General features: G+C 74.9%; 19 protein-coding genes and 1 pseudogene. 10 read left to right on the top strand and 10 right to left on the bottom strand.

Going from position 1 to position 17,916, the window contains the following annotated elements; genetic code table 11:
- Window positions 1-103: 103 nt before the first annotated feature.
- Window positions 104-358 (bottom strand): LLM class oxidoreductase, encoded by a 255-nt coding sequence (locus VKZ81_RS18440; RefSeq protein WP_324242833.1) that lies wholly within the window; start codon window positions 356-358, stop codon window positions 104-106.
- 12 nt (window positions 359-370) lie between these two features.
- On the opposite strand from VKZ81_RS18440, the pseudogene VKZ81_RS18435 reads away from it, so the two are divergent.
- Both VKZ81_RS18435 and VKZ81_RS18430 read left to right on the top strand, forming a co-directional pair.
- Window positions 371-472: pseudogene (locus tag VKZ81_RS18435) on the top strand (helix-turn-helix domain-containing protein); the annotation flags it as partial.
- A 54-nt stretch (window positions 473-526) separates the two neighbouring features.
- Window positions 527-862: an SbtR family transcriptional regulator gene (locus tag VKZ81_RS18430; protein WP_324242832.1), complete on the top strand. Its 336-nt coding sequence runs from the start codon at window positions 527-529 to the stop codon at window positions 860-862.
- Between the two features lie 83 nt (window positions 863-945).
- Here the strand turns inward: VKZ81_RS18430 and VKZ81_RS18425 are convergent, their stop codons facing one another.
- The 4 genes from VKZ81_RS18425 to VKZ81_RS18410 all read right to left on the bottom strand — a co-directional run bounded on the left by VKZ81_RS18425 (window position 946) and on the right by VKZ81_RS18410 (window position 4,710).
- Window positions 946-1,821, bottom strand: coding sequence for an alpha/beta fold hydrolase (locus tag VKZ81_RS18425; protein ID WP_324242831.1), 876 nt, complete (start codon window positions 1,819-1,821; stop codon window positions 946-948).
- Window positions 1,822-1,944: 123 nt separating this feature from the next.
- Window positions 1,945-2,256, bottom strand: coding sequence for an integration host factor, actinobacterial type (gene mihF / locus VKZ81_RS18420; protein ID WP_324242830.1), 312 nt, complete (start codon window positions 2,254-2,256; stop codon window positions 1,945-1,947).
- Between the two features lie 142 nt (window positions 2,257-2,398).
- Window positions 2,399-3,286, bottom strand: coding sequence for an SMP-30/gluconolactonase/LRE family protein (locus VKZ81_RS18415; RefSeq protein WP_324242829.1), 888 nt, complete (start codon window positions 3,284-3,286; stop codon window positions 2,399-2,401).
- 65 nt (window positions 3,287-3,351) lie between these two features.
- Window positions 3,352-4,710 (bottom strand): cation:dicarboxylate symporter family transporter, encoded by a 1,359-nt coding sequence (locus VKZ81_RS18410; protein WP_324242828.1) that lies wholly within the window; start codon window positions 4,708-4,710, stop codon window positions 3,352-3,354.
- Between the two features lie 157 nt (window positions 4,711-4,867).
- Between VKZ81_RS18410 and VKZ81_RS18405 the strand changes: the two genes are divergently transcribed.
- Window positions 4,868-6,442: a sensor histidine kinase gene (locus tag VKZ81_RS18405; protein ID WP_324242827.1), complete on the top strand. Its 1,575-nt coding sequence runs from the start codon at window positions 4,868-4,870 to the stop codon at window positions 6,440-6,442.
- On the top strand, window positions 6,439-7,125 hold the full coding sequence (locus VKZ81_RS18400; protein ID WP_324242826.1) for a response regulator: 687 nt from the start codon (window positions 6,439-6,441) through the stop codon (window positions 7,123-7,125). The genes VKZ81_RS18405 and VKZ81_RS18400 overlap by 4 nt, the downstream gene beginning before the upstream one ends.
- Before the next feature lie 3 nt (window positions 7,126-7,128).
- Here VKZ81_RS18400 and VKZ81_RS18395 read toward each other — a convergent pair whose 3' ends face one another.
- Window positions 7,129-8,919: an LCP family protein gene (locus tag VKZ81_RS18395; RefSeq protein ID WP_324242825.1), complete on the bottom strand. Its 1,791-nt coding sequence runs from the start codon at window positions 8,917-8,919 to the stop codon at window positions 7,129-7,131.
- 498 nt (window positions 8,920-9,417) lie between these two features.
- Between VKZ81_RS18395 and VKZ81_RS18390 the strand changes: the two genes are divergently transcribed.
- Both VKZ81_RS18390 and VKZ81_RS18385 read left to right on the top strand, forming a co-directional pair.
- Entirely contained in the window at window positions 9,418-10,140 is a 723-nt protein-coding gene (locus tag VKZ81_RS18390) for an IspD/TarI family cytidylyltransferase (RefSeq protein WP_324242824.1), read from the top strand.
- A 59-nt stretch (window positions 10,141-10,199) separates the two neighbouring features.
- Window positions 10,200-10,667, top strand: a complete 468-nt coding sequence (locus tag VKZ81_RS18385) for an STAS domain-containing protein (RefSeq protein ID WP_324242823.1) — start codon at window positions 10,200-10,202, stop codon at window positions 10,665-10,667.
- A gap of 33 nt (window positions 10,668-10,700) precedes the next feature.
- Here the strand turns inward: VKZ81_RS18385 and VKZ81_RS18380 are convergent, their stop codons facing one another.
- The 3 genes from VKZ81_RS18380 to VKZ81_RS18370 all read right to left on the bottom strand — a co-directional run bounded on the left by VKZ81_RS18380 (window position 10,701) and on the right by VKZ81_RS18370 (window position 12,611).
- Window positions 10,701-11,084 (bottom strand): hypothetical protein, encoded by a 384-nt coding sequence (locus VKZ81_RS18380; protein ID WP_324242822.1) that lies wholly within the window; start codon window positions 11,082-11,084, stop codon window positions 10,701-10,703.
- A 231-nt stretch (window positions 11,085-11,315) separates the two neighbouring features.
- Window positions 11,316-12,101 (bottom strand): PP2C family protein-serine/threonine phosphatase, encoded by a 786-nt coding sequence (locus VKZ81_RS18375; protein ID WP_324242821.1) that lies wholly within the window; start codon window positions 12,099-12,101, stop codon window positions 11,316-11,318.
- Window positions 12,102-12,185: 84 nt separating this feature from the next.
- Window positions 12,186-12,611: an ester cyclase gene (locus VKZ81_RS18370; protein WP_324242820.1), complete on the bottom strand. Its 426-nt coding sequence runs from the start codon at window positions 12,609-12,611 to the stop codon at window positions 12,186-12,188.
- 92 nt (window positions 12,612-12,703) lie between these two features.
- Between VKZ81_RS18370 and VKZ81_RS18365 the strand changes: the two genes are divergently transcribed.
- Window positions 12,704-14,314 carry a non-homologous end-joining DNA ligase LigD gene (locus tag VKZ81_RS18365; protein ID WP_324242819.1) on the top strand — a complete coding sequence of 537 codons (1,611 nt, stop codon included), beginning with the start codon at window positions 12,704-12,706 and terminating at the stop codon, window positions 14,312-14,314.
- A gap of 27 nt (window positions 14,315-14,341) precedes the next feature.
- Window positions 14,342-14,956, top strand: a complete 615-nt coding sequence (locus tag VKZ81_RS18360) for a TetR/AcrR family transcriptional regulator (protein ID WP_324242818.1) — start codon at window positions 14,342-14,344, stop codon at window positions 14,954-14,956.
- A 9-nt stretch (window positions 14,957-14,965) separates the two neighbouring features.
- Here the strand turns inward: VKZ81_RS18360 and VKZ81_RS18355 are convergent, their stop codons facing one another.
- Window positions 14,966-15,958 carry an ABC transporter substrate-binding protein gene (locus tag VKZ81_RS18355; RefSeq protein WP_324242817.1) on the bottom strand — a complete coding sequence of 331 codons (993 nt, stop codon included), beginning with the start codon at window positions 15,956-15,958 and terminating at the stop codon, window positions 14,966-14,968.
- A gap of 74 nt (window positions 15,959-16,032) precedes the next feature.
- On the opposite strand from VKZ81_RS18355, the gene VKZ81_RS18350 reads away from it, so the two are divergent.
- Both VKZ81_RS18350 and VKZ81_RS18345 read left to right on the top strand, forming a co-directional pair.
- Entirely contained in the window at window positions 16,033-16,500 is a 468-nt protein-coding gene (locus VKZ81_RS18350; protein ID WP_324242816.1) for a MarR family winged helix-turn-helix transcriptional regulator, read from the top strand.
- Window positions 16,497-17,916, top strand: a 1,420-nt coding sequence (locus tag VKZ81_RS18345; RefSeq protein WP_324242815.1) for an FAD-dependent oxidoreductase, incomplete at its 3' end; no start/stop codon positions are given. The genes VKZ81_RS18350 and VKZ81_RS18345, both read left to right, overlap by 4 nt.

The following is a 17,916-nucleotide window of genomic DNA, read 5'->3' as shown; positions in this document are numbered from 1 at the left end:
CACGTCGGCGTCCGGGTTCTCGATGCCCATGCTGTCCCTCCGTCGTCTGACCGTGCCCGCCGAGTGTGCCCCAGTAACCGGTCGTTCACACCCACCCGTCGGGTTACCGGAACGCGGGCGCGAGCTCGCGCAGCGCCGGCGGGTCCACGACGGGGTGCGGGTCGGTGGTCGCGACCGAGATGCGGACGTGGTCGGCGCCCGCGGCGAACTGCTGCTCGATGCGCGCGACCACCGCGTCGACGTCGCCGCGGGCGGTGCGGGCGTCGACGAGGCGGTCGCTGCCGCCGTCGGCGAGGTCGGAGTCGTCGAACCCGGTGACCTCGCGGATCATGCGCCAGCGGGACGGGACGAGCCGCACGCCCGCGACGAAGCCCGCGAGCGCGGCGCCGACGCGTCGCTGGAGGAGGTGGCGCGGCGGGCGGGCGTCGCGATCGGCACGCTCTACCGCCACTTCCCGACCAGGGACGACCTGCTCGCCGCGCTGCTGGAACGCAGCCTCGCCGAGCTGGCCGAGCGGGCCGACGCCATGCGCGCCGCGCCGGTCACGGTGGAAGCGCTGATCGGTTGGCTGCGCGCGTTCGCCGAGCACAGCGGCACCTACCGCGGGCTGCCGCGCTCGGTGCTCGTCGGGCTGGAGGAGGAGGGGTCGCCGCTGCACGCGGCGTGCGTGCACATGCGGGACGCCGCGGCCCGGCTGATGGCCGCCGCGCAAGAGGCGGGCGTGGTGCGTCCCGACGTGCCGGTCGAGGACGTCCTCGCGATCGTTGCGGGGATCGCGTGGGTGGCCGAGCAGGCGGGAGGGGCGGGGCGGGCGGACCGGCTGCTCGACCTGGTCCGCGACGCCCTCACCGCAGGCCGCTAGGCCGCCCGGGGTTGCAGCATGGCCACCTTCACGCCACCTCGGGGCGTGAAGGTGGCCGGGCAGCGACGAGGGCCGGGCGGCCCCTACGCGGGCGCGGGAGCCGTCCGAGTGGTCTGGGTGAGGATCGCGGCGGCCAGCGGGGAGACCACCGTGCGGTTGATCGCGTGGCCCATGCCGGGGATCCGGACCAGCCGGCCGTTGCCGAGCGACCGGGCGAGCACGCCCGAGTTGGGCGGCGGGAACGCCGGGTCCTCCGGCGCCTCGATCACGAGCGTCGGCACGTCGACCTCGGGCAGCTCGGCGCCGCGCTCGTAGCCGTCGAGGTCCATCCGGCTGTGCGCGACCACCGGGTCGGGGCGGCCGGCGTGCGCGATCACCCGCTCCTCCAGCGCGCGGAACTCGGCCGGGTCGAACGGGGTGCCCGATCCGTTGAGCAGTCGCCAGTGCTCCAGCCGCCACGCGATCTCGCCCTCGGCGTCGCGCGGGTCGTCCATCTCGGCCCACAGGCGCAGGAGCGCCTGGTCCGGGCCGGGGAGGGCGGGCCCGGCCGTCGGCTCGGCGCTCGGCAGCGGCCCGGTGCAGAACACGGTGGCGGTGGCGATCCGCTCGGGGTGGTCGAGCAGCATCAGCTGCACGATGTGCCCACCCATCGACATGCCGACCACGTGGGCGCGCGGCACGTCGAGCGCGTCCAGCACGGCGATCGCGTCGTCGGCGAGGTCGAGGATGCCGTAGGGGTCGTCCTCGAACGAGGCGCTGGACCGCCCCGTGTCGCGGTGGTCGTAGCGGATCACCCGGTGGTGCTCGGCGAGCTGGGCCACGAGCGCGTCCGGCCACACGACGCCGGAGGAGTTGGCGCCCATCACGAGCAGCAGCGGCTCACCCGGGTGGGGACCGGTGGGTTCGATGTCCTCGACCCACAGGTGGATACCGGGCTCGACGTCGACGAAGCGTTCCACGGCGTGCAGCCTGCCCGTCGACGCAGCCCCGTGTCGATGGCGGTGGCGCTCGCGTGGCGGGCGCCACCCCGCCCGGGCCCGGGCACCAGAGGAACGTCTAGGCCGGGCGCCGGGCGGCGGGTGTCACTTGAGGGCGTCGATGAGCGCCTGGCGCTGGCGCTCGCCGAGGCCGGCTGCGCGGCGCGAGGCGTCGATCCCGGTCTGCTCGAGCAGCGCCGAGACCTTGGCGGGGCCGTAGCCGGGGAGGCTCTTCAGCAGGTCGGCGACCTTCGTCTTCCCGACGACCTGGTCGGTCTTGGCGCGGTCGAGCACCGCGGGGATGGTCTCCTCGCCGCGGGCGATCGCGTCGCGGAGCTCCTTGCGGGCGGTGCGGGCGGCCGCGGCCTTCTTCAGGGCCTCGGCGCGCTGCTCCGGAGTGAGCGTGGGCAGTGCCATGTCGACTTCTCTCCTCTCCGTGCGTCCACCCCGGATGGGATGTGCGCAGGTCATCTTGGCTGTCAAGGGTGACAGAACCGTGCAGCGCCACGCGCGCGCCCCCCGGTCACGCGCCGAACGGTCTTCCCCGAGCGGGGGTGGTTCATCCCTGATAGGGGAACGGTTCCACCCCGCGGACGCCCGGCCGGCACCGGTAGAGCGCGCCCGCGCGGCCGTCGGTCACCCCGGCGCCGGTCGCCGAGGTGGTGATCCACAGCTCGTCCAGCTCGGGGCCGGCGAACGCGCAGGCCGTCGGGTGGGTGGTGGGCACCTGGACGACGGCGTCGAGCGCGCCGTCGGCGGCGTAGCGGTGCACCGCCGATCCGCCCCACAGCGCCACCCAGACCCCGCCCTCGGCGTCGACGGTGAGCCCGTCCGGCGTGCCGCCCTCGACGTCGACGAACTTCTCCCTCGAGGTCACCGCGGGCGCGGCCAGGTCGACGGTCAGCACGTCGATGCGACCGGTGTCGGAATCGACGTAGTAGGCGTGGGCGCCGTCCGGGGTCCAGCACAGCCCGTTGGAGACGGTGATCCCGGTGAGCATCGTGGCCACCGAGCCGTCGGGCGCGAGCCGGTACAGCGCGCCTCGCCCCGGCGCCGCGTCGTAGGCCATGGACCCGCACCAGAACCCACCCGCGGGGTCGCAGCCGCCGTCGTTCATCCGGACGCCCTCGTCCGACCACAGCTCACCCAGCGACCGGGCGGGCCCGTCCCCGGCCGACCCCGGCTCGTCGAGCAGGCCGAACCCGCGCTCCAGCGCCACCACCCACCCGCCGCGGGCCCGCGGGCGCAGCGCGGCAAGCACGTCGCCCACGTGGCGGCGGCGCACCTCACCGCGCCCGGTCCCGTCGCGGAGCAGGTCGATGGTCAGCAGGTCGCCGCGCAGCATGTCCACCGAGGCGAGCACGCCGGTGCTCGCGTCCCAGACGGGGCCCTCGCCGTGCTCGGCGACGGCCGGCGTGGCCTGTTCGGCGGTGATCTGTCGAGTCATGGCGCCCAGTAGACCAGCGCCGGGCGGCGCCCCGCCGGTGTGCGGGGCGCCGCCCGGCGCGGGGATCAGGCGCTGGTGGCGGCCTTCTCCGGCTCGGGGGCGGGCCGCTGCGGCGCGGCCGCGGCGTCGTCGAGCATCGTGGCCTCGTCGAACGGGTCCTCGCCGCGCAGGACGCGGCCGGCCCGCTCGCGGTCGAACTCGCCGACCCAGTTGCCGATGAGGACGGTCGCGACCGCGTTGCCCGCGAAGTTGGTGAGCGCGCGGGCCTCGGACATGAACCGGTCGATGCCGACGACGATGCCGACGCCGTCGACCAGGTCCGGCCGGTGCGAGGCGAGGCCGCCCGCGAGCGTGGCGAGCCCGGCGCCGGTGACCCCGGCGGCCCCCTTCGAGGCGATGATCATGAACAGCAGGAGCCCGATCTGCTCGCCGATCGCCATCGGCCTGCCGAGCGCGTCGGCGATGAACAGCGACGCCATCGTCAGGTAGATCGCGGTGCCGTCCAGGTTGAACGAGTAGCCGGTGGGCACCGTGATGCCGACGACCGGGCGGGAGATGCCCGCGTGCTCCATCTTCGCGATCAGGCGCGGGAGCGCCGATTCCGACGAGGAGGTCGACACGATCAGCAGGAACTCGCGCCCGAGGTAGCGCAGCAGCGAGAAGATGTTGATGCCCGCGGCGAAGCGCAGCAGCAGGCCGAGCACCACGAACACGAACAGCACGCAGGTGAGGTAGAAGGCGGCCATCACCTGGAACAGCGCGACGATCGCCGACCAGCCGGTCTCGCCGACGACCGCGGCGATGGCGCCGAACGCGCCGACCGGCGCCGCCCACATGATCATCGCGAGCACGCGGAAGACGAGCCGCTCGACGTGCTTGACGCCGCGCAGGATCGGCTCGCCGGAGGCGCCGAGCGCCTGCACCGCGAACCCGACCAGCAGCGCCACGAACAGCGTGGACAGCACGCTGTCGCCGACCAGCGGGGAGAACAGGGTCGTGGGGATGATCCCCAGCAGGAACTCCTGCGTGGACTCGCCCTCCGGGGCGGTGTAGCCGGCGGCGGCGCTGACGTCGAGGCCGGTGCCCGGCTGCACGACGTTGCCCACGACCAGGCCGATGACCAGCGCGATCGTCGACATCACGAGGAAGTAGCCGATCGCGAGCCCGCCGACGCGGCCCACCTGCGCCGCCTGCCGGATCGAGCCGATGCCGAGCACGATCGTGCAGAAGATGACCGGCGAGATCATCATCTTGATCAGGTCGACGAACGCGGTGCCGAGCGGCTTGAGCGCCTCACCGACCGCGGGCGCGGCCAGCCCGACGACCACCCCGGCGAGCGCGGCGACGATCACGGCGACGTAGAGGTAGTGGGTGCGGTCCCGCCCCCGTGCCGACTCGCGCGGTGGTGGACTGGTGTCTGTCACGTTCTCCTCCGAAGCCGACGACTGTGGCGATTTCAGGCGATTGCAGCGGTGCCGAGGGACCGGCGACCATCGCGGCGAGCATGCGGGGCGGGCTGGTTATCGTCGGCTTTCTGTTCATTTCGTACGACGACGTCGGGTTCCGAGCGAGGTGCGGTCGATGGGGCGCGCAAGCCGATGGAGCCTCGCCCGGCAGCTGTTCGCGTTGCAGGCCGCGATCGCCGGGATCGTGCTGGTCGGGCTGGCGCTGGCGAGCTACCTGCAGCTGCGCGAGGCGGAGACCACCGCCACCGCGGAGGAGATGCTCGGCATCGCCCACACGCTCGCCGCGTCGCCCGAGGTGCGGGCCGCCCTGGACCAGCCGGACCCCACCGCGGTGCTGCAACCGCTCGCCGAGCGGGTGCGGGCCGACACCGCCACCGACTTCGTCGTCGTGATGACCCCCGACGGCATCCGCTACACCCACCCCACGCCGAGCGAGATCGGCCGCCGGTTCATCGGCACGATCGCGCCCGCGGCCGCGGGCGACACCCGGTTCACCGAGACCTACACCGGCACGCTCGGCCCGTCGGTGCGCGCGGTGGTGCCGGTGTTCGACTCCGGGCGCGTGGTGGCGCTGGTGTCGGTGGGCCGCTCGGTCACCGCCGTGGCCCGCGACCTGGAACGGCAGGTCCCGGTCGTGCTGGCTGCCGTCGCGGTCGCGTTGCTGGTGGCCGCCGCCGGGTCGTGGCTCGTGAGCCGTTGGTTGCGGCGCGCGACCCACGACCTGGGGCCGGCCGAGCTCGCCCGGATGTACGAGTACTACGACGCCGTGCTGCACGCCGTCCGGGAGGGGCTGCTGCTGCTCGACCGGGAGGGCCGGGTGCAGCTGGTCAACGACGAGGCGCGCAGGCTGCTCGCCCTGCCGGACGACGTGGTCGGCCGCCGGGTGGACGAGATCGGGCTGCCCGCGGCGCTGGGCGAGGCGCTCGCCGAGGGGCGGGCGCGCGACGACGAGATCCACCTGACCTCCGATCGGGTCGTCGTGGTGAGCCAGGGCGCGGCCCGTTGGGCGGGCCGGCACCTGGGCACGGTCGTCACCCTGCGCGACCACACCGAGCTGCGGCAGCTGGTCAGCGAGCTGCAGACGGTGCGCGGGTTCGCCGAGTCGCTGCACGCCCAGGCGCACGAGGCGGCCAACCAGCTGCACACCGTCGTCTCGCTGATCGAGCTCGGGCGGGCCGAGGAGGCGCTCGAGTTCGCCACCGCGGAGCTGGAGACCGCCCAGCACCTCACCGACGCCGTGGTCTCCGGGATCGCGGTGCCCGAGGTCGCGGCGCTCGTCGTGGGGAAGGCGGCCGCGGCGGGCGAGCGGGGCGTCGAGCTGCGCGTCGACGAGGGCACGCACCTGCCCGCGGGGACCGCCGACCCGCGCGACCTCGTCACCATCGTGGGCAACCTCCTCGACAACGCGATCGACGCCGCGCGGGACGGGCCGGAGCCGCGGTGGGTGCGGTTCGGCGCGGGTGTCGCCGACGACGCGGTGGAGCTGAGGGTGAGCGACAGCGGGCCGGGGATCGCGCCCGAGGTCGCCGAGCGGGCGTTCGAGCGGGGGTTCAGCACCAAACCGGACGACGGCATGGGACGCGGGCTCGGGCTCGCGCTGGTGCGCAGGGCCGCCCAGCGCCACGGCGGGGTGGTCGAGCTCGCGGGGAAGGCGGAGTTCACGGTGCGGCTGCCGCTGGTGCGGACGTGATCCGCACGCTCGTCGTCGAGGACGACCCCGTCGCCGCCGCGGCGAACGCGAGCTACGTCGAGCGCGTGCGCGGCTTCACCGTGGCGGCGAGCGCCGCGTCCGGGGCCGAGGCGCTGCGCTGCCTGGACCGCACGCCGGTCGACCTCGTCCTGCTCGACGTCCACCTGCCCGACACGAACGGCATCGAGGTGCTGCGCCGCATGCGGGCCGCGGGCCACACCACCGACGTGATCATGGTGACGCGGGCGAGGGACGTCGCCGTGGTGCAGGCCGCCGTCGCGTTCGGGGCCACCCAGTACCTGGTCAAGCCGTTCACGTTCAGCGCCGTGCGTCGCAAGCTGGAGCGCTACCTGGAGTACCGGGAACGGCTCGGCGCGGGCCCCGTGGTGGCCCAGGACGACGTCGACGACCTGTTCGGGCGGCTGCGCGCCCCGGCGGAGGCGGGCGGGCTGCCCAAGGGCGTGAGCCGGGAGTCCCTCGACGCGGTCCGTGCCGCGCTCGAGGGCACCGAGGGGCGCACGGCCGCCGAGGTGGCCGAGTCCATCGGCGCCTCGCGCGTGACCGCCCGCCGCTACCTGGAGTACCTCGTGGAAACCGGCCTCGCCGAGCGGGCCGCCCGCTACGGTCCCGCCGGGCGGCCGCAGACGGAGTACCGCTGGCGGCCCGGCGGGACGGCGGGCTGACCGTCAGCAGGTCTCGGCGAGCGACTGCGGTGCCGCCGTCTGCTCCTGCTCCCGCGACCGGGAGTCGTCCTCGTCGTCGCGACCCGCCCGGGTGGTGGGCGCGGCGCTCGTGGGGGGAGCGGGCGGGGCCGGCGGCCGGTTGATGGCGTCCTGCACCACCTGCCGCATGTAGCGGAAGTTGGGGTTGGCGGTGCTGAAGTGGCCGTCCCGGGTCGACGGGTCGGGCAGGCTCGGGTCGAACGACACGCTCTCCAGCGAGATGCCGTTGCCCGCGAGCGCCGCGAGCGCGGGCAGGACCTCCTGCGGGATGTTCGTCGAGACGCTGTTGGTCGTGGCCGCGGCGACGCTCTGGAAGTTGGTGAGCAGGTCGGCGGGGCTCTTCTGCGTGATGATCGTCTGCAGCAGGCAGCGCTGGCGGCCCATTCGGGCGTAGTCGGTGGAGTTGGTGCGCGAACGGGCGAACGCGAGCGCCTGCTCCCCGGACAGCCGCTGCAGGCCGGGCTCGATGTAACCGTCCGGGCGGACGTGGCGCCCGGACGGGGTGATCCCGCCGATCGGGATGCGCTCCGGACCCACGTCCATGACGACGCCGCCGAGCGCGTCGATGATCGAGGCGAACCCGGCCATGTTGACCTCGATGTAGTAGTCGAGCTCGAGGCCGAGCATGTAGCTCACGGTCTGGTGCAGCAGGTTCAGCCCCGGGTCGGACGTCGGCCCCGGCGGGGCGAGCTGCGGGTACGCCTGCCCCCACGCGTACACGGCGTTGAGCAGGTAGTCGCCCGACAGCGGGTCGTCGGGGTCGTGGAAGCCGTCCGGGAACTCCTCGCCCATCGGGGAATCGGGCGGGAACTGGGCGTACTGGATGTTGCGCGGCAGCGCGAAGAGGATGGTGCGGCCGGTCTTCGTGTCGACGTTGGCCACCATCATCGTGTCGGTGCGCGCCCCCCTGCGGTCCGGCCCCGCGTCGCTGCCCACGAGCAGGATGTTGAGCTTCGGCTTGGCGATGGCCTCGGCCGCCGCCGTGCCGCCGCCACCGGAGAACAGGTCGCCGAGCAGGCTGCGCTGCGAGTTGGCCAGGTTCGCGGCGAACCCGAGCGGGGCGGCCACCACGAGGCAGAGGGCGACCACGGTGGCCATGCCGATCGCCTGCTTGCCCGCGCCCAGATCCTTCGGCCGGCCGAGCAGGTAGGAGCGAACGATCACCGCCACCCAGGCCACCCCGGCCACGGCGCAGCCGATGGTGGCCATGAGCAGCACGTTCGACGACAGCGCCGTCCGCAGCAGCTGGGCGGTGTCGGAGGTGAGCGCCAGCATCACCAGCACGGCGAGCACCAGCAGGAAGGTGCCGAGGATGACGGCGCCGGTGCGGGTGCGGCGCAGCATGAGGTGGCCCGAGCCCGGCGCCACCGTCGACACCGCCGCGGCGGCGAGCGCCCTTCCGAAGGAGCGTTGCGGGCCCTCCTCGGTGGGCTCCCGCTCGGCCGCGGGCGGCTGCGGGCGGCGCCGCGGCCGCGTGCGCGCCACGGACGTGCGCGGCGGTGGGAGCGCCCCGTTGCGCACGGTGGGCGGCTCGGGGTCGTCGTACGGCGGCCCGGCGAGCGGCGACGCGGGCAGCGCGGTGGTGACCGCGGCCCGCGCCGCGGCCGGAGACCTGCGTTGCGGCCCCTGCGCCGGGGCGGGCGGGCGCGGCCGTCCCGGCTGTGGGACCGGCTTGGTGGCGGGCTCCGGGTCGCGCGGGCGCGGCCCGGAGCCCGCCGGGTCGCGCGGGCGCGGCGGTCGGTGCGTCGTCGGCATCGCCCGGGTGGCGTCGGCCGGGCCGACGGGCCGCGGTGGCTGCGGGTGGCGCGAGGGCGGCACGGCGCGGGGCCCGCGGTCGGACCGGCGGGCCGCGGGCGGCGGTGGCTGCTGGCGGTCCGGCTGCTGCCGCTGGGGCTGGCGCGGCGGTTGCTGGCGGGGCTGGCGCGGTGGCTGCTGGCGGGGTGGCTGCCGCGTGAACCCCTGTCGGGAGCCCTGCCGCGGCGGGGGCGTCCGGTCTCGACCGGGCACGCGGCGTCGATCGTCGGTCATGCGCACCCCCCTCTGGCGGTCGGTCCTCCGGCGGCGGGACGAGGAATCCGCCGGAGCCTACTGCGAGTGATCGCGGACACCGCGGTGCACCTCGTCGGTTGGGGATTCGGGCGGTTCTCCCCGTTCGTGACGGTGCTGCCGCGGTGGGCGGGCGCGTCGCTGTCACCCCGTGGCGACGATACGGACCCATCCGGCGACGTGCCGCCGATCCGGCACACTGTCGCCGTGAACGCGCCCACGCCGGCCACGGCCGCCGCCATCGTGCTGGCGGGCGGCAGCGGCACCCGGCTGGGCGCCGGGCAGAACAAGGTGTACCTGCCCCTGCGCGGGCGACCGGTGCTCGCCTGGTCGCTCGCCACGTTCCTCGGCATGCCCGAGGTCGGCGTCGTCGTGCTGGTCGTGCGGGAGCCGGACCGGCCGCTCGCCGAGCGGGTCCTGGCCGAGCACGCGACGGGCGACGTCGAGGTGGTCGTGGGCGGGCGCACCCGCCAGGAGTCGGAGCTCGCCGGGCTGCGGCGGCTCGCCGCCCGCATCGAGGCGGGCGCGGTGGACGCGGTCCTCGTGCACGACGCCGCGCGGCCGCTGGCCACCCGGGAGCTCGCGTCGTCGGTGCTGGCCGCGGCCCGGGCCGACGGCGGGGCGGTGCCCGGTCTGCGCCGCGACGACGTCGCCGCGGCGGCCGGGGACGGCTCGGTGCTGGTCGGGCCGCCCGCCGAGCGCCTCGTGGCGGTGCAGACCCCGCAGGCGTTCCGGGCCGCGCCGCTGCTCGCCGCCTACGAAGAGGCGGCCCGCTGCGGGTTCACCGGCACCGACACCGCCGCGTGCGTCGAACGCTTCGCCCCCGACGTGCCGATCCGTTGGGTGCGCGGCGACGAACGCAACATCAAGATCACCTACGCGCACGACCTGCTCGTCGCCGAGCACGCCGCCCCGGTCCGGACGGTGTGATCCACCGCCGCCGGGGTATCCCCGGGCCCGGACGGTCGGTGCGTGGTGGGGAGGTTCGGGTGGTCTGCTTCGACGGGGCGCAGCTGTGCGTGGAGGTGCGCTCGCCGTGGCTCTGCGTCGTCCGGGTCGCGGGGGTGCTGGACCAGGTGGCGCTCGGCAGGCTGGCGGGGCTGGTCGCCACCCACGTCGCCCGGGCGACCCGGCCCGGTCACCTCGTCGTCGACCTCGGCGAGGTGCGCTTCTTCGCCACCGCCGACCTCACGGCGCTGCGCCACGCCCGGGACGGGGCGACGGCCGCCGGGATCCGGCTGCACCTGTCGGGGGTGAGCGCGCGGGAGGCCGTGCTCCCGACGGCGATCACGGCGGCGCTCGGGGAGTTCGCGCTGTTCGGAACGATCGAGCACGCCGAGCGCGAGCTCGTGCCGCCTCCCGGTGAGCCCGACGAGCGGCATTTCGGCGGCGACGAGGGTGGGCGCGCATTCGCCGCCGCCGTGGTGCGGACGAAGCGAAACGGCGCCGGGCCCTGAAGGCCCGGCGCCGTTTCGCCGATTCCCGCGAGATCAGTCGTCGATCTCGGCGCTGTCGCCCGACTTGGCGGCAGCCTTGCAGGAGTCGTCGATGGTGTCGTCGCCGTCGCTGTCGGCGTCCACGTCGCTGTTGAGGCCGGCCGCGCCGGTCAGGGCGGCGAGCAGGTGGGTGTCGTTGAGCGGCACCTGCACGCCCAGGACGTTCACCGGGACGTGGTTGTCGCACGCGTTCACCGGCACCGCGACGTTGTTGCCGCCGACGTTGAGCAGGCCGCCGTGGGTCGAGCCGTCGATGCTGTTGACGTCCTCGACCTTGGTCTTGCTCTTGCCGTGGTCGTCACCGGCGAAGGCGAGCGGGCTGACCGCGAGCAGGCCAGCGGCGGCCGCGGCCACGACGATTCCAGCCTTCTTCAGCACAGTTCATCTCCTGTTTGGTGCCCGGAGTCGACCGGAGCCAACTCATCCGAGGTCAGCGTGATGATGGGGAGCTTCGCTGACTCCCGAGGAAGTTAGTGCCGGTTCTCCGGCAATAACAAATTGCCTACCACCATCGGGTGAGTTGTGCGCGACGCTTTTGGTTACGCCCACTTTCCGGTTGTTCTCGCATTGCTGCGGAGCCCCCGATTCGTCACCGGCCGTGAAGTTCGATCACCCGGCCGGGGACACGATGACGACGGTGGTGACGTTGTCGCGGCCGCCCGCGTCGAGGGCGACCGCGGTGAGCGCCGACGCGGCCGCCAGCGGCCCGCCGTCGGCCAGGCGGGGGAGCGCGACGGCGGCGAGATCGGCGGCCTCGGGCAGGTACTTCCACAGCCCGTCGGTGCAGAGCAGCACCGCGCCCCGGTGGTGCGGGTCGAGGGTCGTGATCCCCGCCTCCGCCGATCCGCCCGCGCCGAGCCAGCGCGTGATGGCGTGGGCGCGCGGGTTGTCCATCGCCGCCGTGGTGTCGAGCACGCCGGAGGCGACCATCTCGGCGGCCCAGGAGTGGTCGTCGGTGACGCGGCGCGCCGGCTCGGCGGAACCGGGCGGGGCGAGCCAGTAGGCGCGGCTGTCGCCCACCCAGCCGATCGCGATCTCGTCCGGGAGCACCAGCGCGCACACCAGCGTGCAGGACGGCGCGTGCGCGTCGCCCGCGCGGCCGAGCGCCGCCACCTTCGCCCCTGCGGTGGCGACGGCGGCGTCCACCCGCTCCCGCGCCGGGGACGTGCTGGTCAGCAGCACGTCGAGGGCGGTGTCCGCGGCCAGCCGCGAGGCCTGCTGGGGGTCGAGCGAAGTGGACACGCCGTCGCAGACCACCGCGGCCACCGTCCCGTCGGGCAGCCGGCCGAGCGCCATCGCGTCCTCGTTGCGCTCGTGGATGAGGCCGCGGTCGGTGACGCCGGCGACCACCTCCAGATCCGTCTCGACCCGGTGGCCGCCTTCCGGCTCCGCCATCGTGCCCCCCGCGCAACGGCTCCCCGTCCCGGCCGGAGTGACCGGGCCGCAGCGGAGAGTAGCGCGGGATCGCCGCAGCTCGGGCTAGTCGGGCGCGATCGGCGCGGCGCCGGTGCGGTGGGCCACGAGGTCCCGCTCGACGAGCGGCCCGACGAGCGCCAGCACGCCGGCCTCGTGCCACTCCGCGGCCAGCTTGCCGTCCTCCCAGCGGGCCCACATGCGGTCGGCCAGGCGCAGGCGGCGCTGGCCGAGCGTCACGCTCCACACCAGCTCGGCGACGGTCAGCGGGCCGTCGCCGAGCACGCGCACCACGTCGATGCGGCTCTCCGGGTCGGCCGACCGCAGCCGCGCCAGCGCGGCGATCACGTCGTCGACGTCGTCGATGCGCCCGCCGGTCCCCGCCTCGCAGTAGGCGAACCCCGCCCCGGTCAGGTCGCGCACCGCCGCCCAGTCCCCCTCGTTGCAGCGGGCCACGCGGTCGCGGACCAGCTGCGTCAGCTCGGCGTCCATCGACGGCCTCCTCTCGGGCGCTGTCACCCCGAAGAGGGCGGGCCCGCGCACCCTGATTCATCCCCGTGGCGCGGACCGGGTACCCGGGTGGCATGACCGACCAGGCGGACCGGCTCGCCACCTATCGCGACAAGCGCGACTTCGCCGCGACGCCCGAGCCGTCGGGTGCGGACGTCGCGCCGCGCACGGGGCGGTTCGTCGTCCAGCGCCACCGAGCCCGCCGGCTGCACTACGACTTCCGGCTCGAGATCGACGGCGTCCTGGTGAGCTGGGCGGTGCCGAAGGGGCCGTCGCTGGACCCGAAGGCCCGGCAGATGGCCGTCCACGTCGAGGACCACCCCGTCGAGTACGTCGACTTCGAGGGGATCATCCCGCGCGGCGAGTACGGCGGCGGCGACGTCGTGGTCTGGGACCGGGGAACCTGGGAACCGGCGCGTACCGACGACCCGGCCGCCGCCGTCGCGGACGGCGAGCTGCACTTCGACGTGCACGGCGAGAAGCTCGCCGGCCGGTTCGTGCTGGTGCGGACCGGCACCGACCGCTACGGGAAGGAGCAGTGGCTGCTGCTGCACAAGAAGGACGAGCACGCCGTGCCCGGCTGGGACCCCGAGGAGCACCCGCGCTCGGTCAAGAGCGGCCGGACCAACGACGAGGTGGCGGCCGAGCCGGAGGCGATGTGGCGTAGCGACCGCCCGGCCGCCGAGGCCGCCGTCGCGCTCTCGACCGCGTCGAGAAGGGACCCGCCGCCGACCTGGGAGCCGCCGACGCCCGACGAGCTGGCCGCGCTCGACGCGCTGCGCACGAAGGGCCGCTGGAGCGTGCGGGGCCTCGAGGTGGCGCTCACCAACCTCGACAAGGTGCTGTTCCCCGGCCGCGACCGCGAGCCGCCGGTCACCAAGCGGGACTTCGTCCGCTACCACGCGCAGATCGCCCCGCGGATGCTGCCGTACCTGCACGACCGGCCGGTGAACATGAACCGCTTCCCGAACGGCGTCGACCGGCCCGGGTTCTGGCACAAGGAGATGCCCGACCACGCCCCCGAGTGGCTCACGCAGTGGCGCAACGAGGAGGCCGACCCCGGCGAGACCGTCTGCTACGCGGTGGTCGACAGCGTCGCCGCGCTGGTGTGGATGGCCAACTGGGCCGCGATCGAGCTCAACCCCTGGACGTCGCGGCTGCCGGACGTGCACGAGCCCACGTGGGCGCTGATCGACGTCGACCCGGGGGAGCGCACGACGTTCGACGACGTCCTCGTGCTCGCCCGCTTGTACCGCACGGCCCTGCAGCACCTCGGGGTCGAGGCCGCGCCGAAGGTGACCGGCAAACGCGGCGTGCAGATCTGGGTGCCGGTGGCGGGCGGGTACACGTTCGAGGACACGCGGGGCTGGGTGGAGAAGGTGTCGCGGGCGATCGGGCGCACGGTCCCGGACATGATCAGCTGGGAGTGGCACAAGGACCGCCGCCGGGGCCTCGCCCGGCTCGACTACACGCAGAACGCGATCAACAAGACCCTCGTCGCCCCGTACAGCGCGCGGCCCGCCCCGGGCGCCCCGGTGTCGGTGCCGATCACCTGGGACGAGCTCGACGACCCCGACCTGCGCCCCGGCCGCTGGACGATCCGCACCGTCCTCGACCGGCTCGACCAGGTGCCCGACCCGCTCGCCGAGCTGATCGGCACGCGGCAGCGGCTGCCCGAGCTGTAGCGGGCGCCGGTGCGGCAGGATGCGGGTGTGACGACCGCGGGCAGGCCGGTGCGCCGTCAGGCGCGCGGACAGCGGCGCATCGCCGAGATCCTCGACGCCGCCCTCGCCCTGTTCGCCGAGGTCGGCTACGAGGCGGCGTCGACCAACCGGATCGCGGCGCGGGCGGGCATCTCGCCCGGCTCGCTGTACCAGTTCTTCGCCAACAAGGAGGCGATCGCCGAGGCGTTGGCCGCGCGCCTGTCCGAGCGGATGGCGCAGGCGCACGCTGCCGCGTTCGACGGGGCGGACGTCGCCGACCTCCCGCTCGACGACCTCCTCGACCGGATCCTCGACCCGATCATCGCGTTCAACCTGGCCAACCCGGGGGCGAAGGCGCTGCTCACCGGGCCGGACGCGCCCGCGCACCTCGCCGCGGCCACGCGGCCGCTGCAGGAGGCCCTGCTGGGGCGGGTGGCCGCGGTGATCGGGGCCAGGGTGCCGGCGCTGTCCCGCGCCGAGCGCGACCGAGCGGCGCTGGTCGCCGTGCAGGTCGTGCGGGCGATGACCGGGGCGATCACGGCCGCCGACGAGCCCGAGCGGTCCGCCCTGGTGGCGGAGCTCAAACGGGTGCTCGCCGCCTACCTCACGGCGCTGGGGGCCTGACCGGCCGGGTCAGGCCAGGAAGGCCTCCAGGTCGTCCAGCACGCGCATCGCCCCGATCGGGCCGAGGCCGAGGAACCACACCTCGTCGTCCACCGGGCGCGCGGTGCCGCGCTGCACGGCGCCGAGCCGGTTCCACAGCTCGCCGCCGACCACCGCGGGTTCGGCCGTGGCGTCCTTCGGCCCGTAGCTGGAGTAGAACAGCCAGTCCCCGTCGGCCTCGGAGATCCGCTCCGGGGAGATCTCCGTGGCCAGCTCGTCGAAGTCCTGGTTGGGCGGGCGGGGGAGCCCGACGTCCTTCAGCACGACCCCGATCATCGAGAGGTTCCCGTAGAGCCGGATGCGCTCGGGCATGAACCGCAGCAACGAGATCGTCGGCGGCTGCGTGAAGCGTGCGCGGATGGCGTCGGCGCGGCGCTGGTACTCGTTCAGCAGCTCGGTGGCCTTCTCCTCCTCACCGAGCGCGGCGCCCGCGAGCAGCAGGTTCTCCTTCCACGGAAACCCCGGCCGGATGGACAGCACGGTCGGGGCGATCGCCGAGAGCTGCTCGTAGAGCTCGTCGACCCGCAGCCGGCTGCCGAGGATCAGGTCGGGCTGGAGCGCGGCGATCGCCTCCAGCCGCAGCCCGTCCAGCGAGCCGACGTTGGTGCTGCCCTGCAGCTGCGGCTCCAGGTAGGAGGGGATCGTGCCGTTCGGGGTGGCCGTCCCGACCGGGACGACGCCCAGCGCGAGCACGGCGTCGATCTCGCCGGTGTCGAGCACCACGACCCGCTGCGGCTTCTGCTCGAGCCGCGTGGTGCCGCGCGCGTGGGTGATCGTGCGGGGGAAGACCCCGGGTGGGGCGTCGGCGCCGAGCTTGGCGGTCTCCTCGTCGGCGGTGGCGAAGAGCCTGCCCCCGGTCGCCACGTCGGTGTTGCCGGACCCGGACGACGGCGCGTCCGCCGCACCACCGCATCCCGCCACCAGCGCCAGGACCAGGGCCCCGGCCGCCGCTATCCGTCTCATCGAGCCTCCTCTGCGAACTGAGGGAAGGCTAACTTGCCTCGTTCGGCGCGGCGTCACCAGGATATCGTTAGTTCGTGGAAGTTAGTAACGCGGTGTGGTCGATCGTCCGCGATCTGCATCGTGCCGCACTGCTGCAGCGCCGCGCCGCCGCCTCGGCCCCGCTGGGGCAGGCCGCCCTGGGCCTGCTGAACCTCGCCGGGCAGGGCCCGGTCCGCCCGTCCGAGGCGGCCGCCGAGCTGGACGTGCTGCCGCAGACGATCAGCCGGGCGGTGGCCGAGCTGACCGAGCGCGGTCTGGCCCGCCGGGTCGGCGACGAGGCCGACGGGCGCTCCTACGTCGTCGAGCTCACCGACCAGGGGCGGGCGGAGCTCGACCGGTTCCGCGCCGAGCTGTCGGAGCGGTTCGCCCGCCACCTCGCAAGCTGGACCGACGCGGAGGTCACCGCGTTCGCCGGGCAGCTGTCGCGGCTGGTGTCGGCGCTCGCCGCCGACGTCCCGCAGCCGCGCACCGCGCCGTCGCCCAACCCGTGGCGGTCCCGGTGACCGGGATCGTCGAGACCGACGTCCTGGTCGTCGGGGGCGGGCTCACGGGGCTCGCCGCGGCCGCGTTCCTCGCCCGGCACGGCGTCCGGGTGCTGCTGGCCGAACGGCACCCGGGCACGTCGACGCACCCGAAGGCCCGGCTGGTCAACGTCCGCTCCATGGAGCTGTACCGCGCGCTCGGCGTCGAGGGGGCCGTCCGCGCGGCGGGGGAGCCGAACGCCGGGTTCGTCCTGGCCGACACCCTCGCGAGCGAGCACGAGGCGTGGATCCCGCCGCCGCCCGACGAGGCGCCCGGCGGCGACCTGAGCCCCTGCCGGCCCTACTCCTGCGACCAGGACCGGATCGAGCCGATCCTGCGCGCCCGCGCCGTCGAGCTGGGCGCCGACGTCCGGTTCGCCACGACCGCGACCGCGGTGGTCGACCGCGGCGACCGGGTGACCGCGACGCTCGATGGGGCGGGCGCGGCGACGGTGCACGCCCGCTACGCGATCGCGGCCGACGGCGCGCACAGCCCGCTGCGCGACCGGCTGGGCATCGGGCGGCACGGCGAGCCGGTGCCGGGCACCGCGGTCAGCGTGCTCTTCCGCGCCGACCTCGGGCCCGCGCTGCGCGGTCGGCGGGTCGACGCGCTGCTCGCCCGGGCGGCGGAGGCGTTCCTGTTCGCCAGGGGCAACCCGGCGGAGCGGCGCTGGCAGCTCGGCACCTACCTGCGCCCCGGCTGGGATCCGCGGCGCATCGACGCCTACGTGCGCGACGTCATCCGGGCCGCGGCCGGGCTCCCCGACCTCGACCCGTTCGTCGAGGGCGTGCAGACCTGGACGAGCGGCGCGTACGTCGCCGACCGGTTCCGCAGCGGCCGGGTCTTCCTCGTCGGCGACGCCGCGCACGTCATGCCGCCCTACGGCGGGTTCGGCGGCAACACCGGCGTGCAGGACGCGCACAACCTCACCTGGAAGCTCGCCGCCGTCTGCGGCGGGGACGCCCCCGACGCGCTGCTCGACACCTACGAGTCCGAGCGCGCGCCGATCGCCGAGCTGACCGTGGGCCAGGCGCTGCTGCGCTCGCGCAAGACCCCCGGTCAGCCGCCTCCCCCCGACCAGATCGACGCCACCACGCTCGTCCTCGGCTTCCGCTACCCGCAGGGCCACGGCTCCCGGGCCCGCCTGGTCGAGGACCCCGCCTACCCGTCCGGGCGGCCCGGGACCCGCGCGCCGCACGTCGAGCTCGCCGACGGGCGCAGCATGCTCGACCTGTTCGACCCGACCGCCTTCACCGCGGTGCACGACCCCGCCGCGGGCGGGCCGGCACGGGCGCACCGGGTGCGCGAGGTCGGGCGGGAACAGGTCGCCCGGCGGCACCGGAAGCGGTGGGCGGCGGTGTACGGCGGCCGAACCGTGATCGTCCGGCCCGACGGCG

Source organism: Pseudonocardia sp. (genome assembly GCF_035305885.1).
In the GTDB taxonomy this organism is placed as follows: domain Bacteria; phylum Actinomycetota; class Actinomycetes; order Mycobacteriales; family Pseudonocardiaceae; genus Pseudonocardia.
The sequence above is the reverse complement of the archived record's forward strand: the minus strand, read 5'-3'. Positions and strand labels throughout refer to the sequence as shown.

What these genes read in the sequence shown, in the direction of transcription:
- VKZ81_RS18375 (WP_324242821.1), bottom strand. Translation starts at nt 12,101, where the DNA reads ATGGCGGAGCCGGAAGGCGGCCACCGGGTCGAGACGGATCTGGAGGTG.
- VKZ81_RS18365 (WP_324242819.1), top strand. Translation starts at nt 12,704, where the DNA reads ATGACCGACCAGGCGGACCGGCTCGCCACCTATCGCGACAAGCGCGAC.
- VKZ81_RS18370 (WP_324242820.1), bottom strand. Translation starts at nt 12,611, where the DNA reads ATGGACGCCGAGCTGACGCAGCTGGTCCGCGACCGCGTGGCCCGCTGC.
- VKZ81_RS18395 (WP_324242825.1), bottom strand. Translation starts at nt 8,919, where the DNA reads ATGCCGACGACGCACCGACCGCCGCGCCCGCGCGACCCGGCGGGCTCC.
- VKZ81_RS18405 (WP_324242827.1), top strand. Translation starts at nt 4,868, where the DNA reads ATGGGGCGCGCAAGCCGATGGAGCCTCGCCCGGCAGCTGTTCGCGTTG.
- VKZ81_RS18415 (WP_324242829.1), bottom strand. Translation starts at nt 3,286, where the DNA reads ATGACTCGACAGATCACCGCCGAACAGGCCACGCCGGCCGTCGCCGAG.
- mihF (WP_324242830.1), bottom strand. Translation starts at nt 2,256, where the DNA reads ATGGCACTGCCCACGCTCACTCCGGAGCAGCGCGCCGAGGCCCTGAAG.
- VKZ81_RS18430 (WP_324242832.1), top strand. Translation starts at nt 527, where the DNA reads ATGCGCGCCGCGCCGGTCACGGTGGAAGCGCTGATCGGTTGGCTGCGC.
- VKZ81_RS18355 (WP_324242817.1), bottom strand. Translation starts at nt 15,958, where the DNA reads ATGAGACGGATAGCGGCGGCCGGGGCCCTGGTCCTGGCGCTGGTGGCG.